The sequence below is a fragment of the Aquimarina addita genome (assembly GCF_039539305.1).
Taxonomy (GTDB): Bacteria; Bacteroidota; Bacteroidia; order Flavobacteriales; family Flavobacteriaceae; genus Aquimarina; species Aquimarina addita.
This window is the reverse complement of sequence record NZ_BAABCW010000051.1, coordinates 1-2,093: the sequence shown is the minus strand read 5'-3', so window position 1 is coordinate 2,093 and position 2,093 is coordinate 1. Positions and strand designations below refer to the sequence as shown.

Sequence of the window (2,093 nt, the reverse complement as noted above, 5' to 3'; positions counted from 1 at the left end):
ACTCTCTGGTACTATAGAAGATGGCTCAACCACTATAGATAGTCGTAGATTATCAACAGGGTTGTATCTGGTAAAAGTATCTAATGAGAACCAAACATATACCAGGAAACTAATTAAGAAATAAAAGGAAAAAAAAATAGAGATGCCAATGATTAGTATCATTGGTATCTCTATCATTTACATATACAATACTCTTAATATAAAGAGGGATCAAAGGATAGTACTAATACTCTCTTAGCAACAAAAATAACGTAATCAGTTTCCCTTTTTTGAACTCTAAAATTATGGAAAAAAACAATCAAAATGTATCATCTATTTTTAAAGGCAGATCTATGTCACAAATGAATAAGCTTTGCTTTCTATCTTTATTATTTATTTTTCCCTGCATAATGACTGCTCAAAACTCAAAAGCTCCATGGTTGGAAGGTTCATGGGGGCCACGCTTAGTAATAAGGGCAGGATCGGAGTTAAACCACTACATCGATAATCTGGATTATGATTATGTAGCATATGCTCGACAAATAAATCAAAATTATCCTACAGCAGGACATGTAATCACTAATTTTACCGCCAACGCAAATGGTGCTGAATTTACATTAAGGCAGAATGACAATGTAGATGTCGCTAATGAAATAGACCCTACAATAGTGCCAAGTTTAGAGAGTGAACAAATGGTTATTGATGCAATAAAAGAATTAAAAAACGGAGGTAAGAAAGTAATTTTATATTTGAATGTGACAGTTAATTTGTACAGAGGAACAGAATCACAGAGAGAAAACTGGTATACTTATGTTGGCGCTAATTTTAATGGTGATCACTTTGCTGCTTATCGCCATTTGTGCGAAGGTTTTGTAAAGCGTTTCAAGGGATTAGTAGATGGGTATTGGTTAGATAATTTATCACAAGGTACGGATGAGCAGAAAGGTGAATTCATGCAAATGATACGCAACGCAGATCCAAACGTTGTTATAGCTGCAAATAATAAAAAATCTTATTTCCCTAGCATGTATGTAGATTCAGATGGAACTAATGATGCGGATGACACTAATTATAGAATAATAAAATATCAAGCAAATGAATTATGGTCAGATTTAACAGCAGGTCACATGACGCCTCTTAGTAATGGTGCTCCACCAAATTCCTGGGCTTATGAAGAATATACACTTACAGATATGGTAGCAGACAACCTATCAGATTTTTCCAGTAATAATAATGTGCTAAAACACATGTTTACCCCGATGCGAGAGACCTGGTCCTCATATTCACAACCATTGGTTTTTGCAGATAATGATCAAGCTTATCGATTTGTTAAAAGAATTACAGGTGCGGGAGGTGCAATTACATTTTCAACTACAACAGGTCCAAATGGATTAGCTATGCCGGACGAATTAGCAATATTGAAATATGTAAATGATCAATTTGAAGCTAATGCAGATTATGTACCATACGTAAGACCCGAAGGTGCTTTTTTAGTTGGTGAAACCAAACCTAATTATCATCAGGGTATTGATTTTCATGACATTGAAAATAAAGAAGTCGGTGATACAGATTTTTTTCCTTTTGCTTATGCCAGTTCAGGAGCGGCGGTGACACTCACCAGCTCAAATACTAACGTAGCCCGAATAGTAAATAATAAAATTAGAATTGTAGGACCCGGTAATACAAACATTACTGCATCCCAAAATGGTAACAGTACTTTTGCGGCAGCGGAAAGTATAACAAAACAACTAACCGTTACTACTGGCGGCGGTGGAACCACAAATGATGGAAACCTAGCATTAGATGGAGCTGCTGCTCAATCAACAACAGCTTACAGCGGAGATGCTTCTCGAGCTATTGATGGTAATACTGATGGTAAATGGTCTAACAACTCAGTAACTCATACTGCATCTGGAACCGCTGGTGCTTGGTGGCAAGTAAGGTTAGCTGAAACTACTAATATTGGCGATATTAAAATTTTTAATAGGACTGATAGCTGCTGTTCTGATCGTTTATCTAATTTTACGGTTAAAATTGGAGACGGAAACGGTAACTGGGTATTTAGTAAAACATATACCACTACTCCAAATCCATCTATGACTATTGATGCTGAG

Annotated in this window: 2 protein-coding genes; both read left to right on the top strand. The window is 36.0% G+C overall.

Annotated features, from left to right (window positions below; translation table 11 throughout):
* Nucleotides 1-13 precede the first annotated feature (13 nt).
* Complete coding sequence (locus ABD816_RS22355; RefSeq protein ID WP_425549126.1) at nucleotides 14-124, top strand: T9SS type A sorting domain-containing protein; 111 nt, start codon at nucleotides 14-16, stop codon at nucleotides 122-124.
* Nucleotides 125-284: 160 nt separating this feature from the next.
* On the top strand, nucleotides 285-2,093 hold a 1,809-nt coding region (locus tag ABD816_RS22010; RefSeq protein ID WP_344931057.1), incomplete at its 3' end, for a galactose-binding domain-containing protein.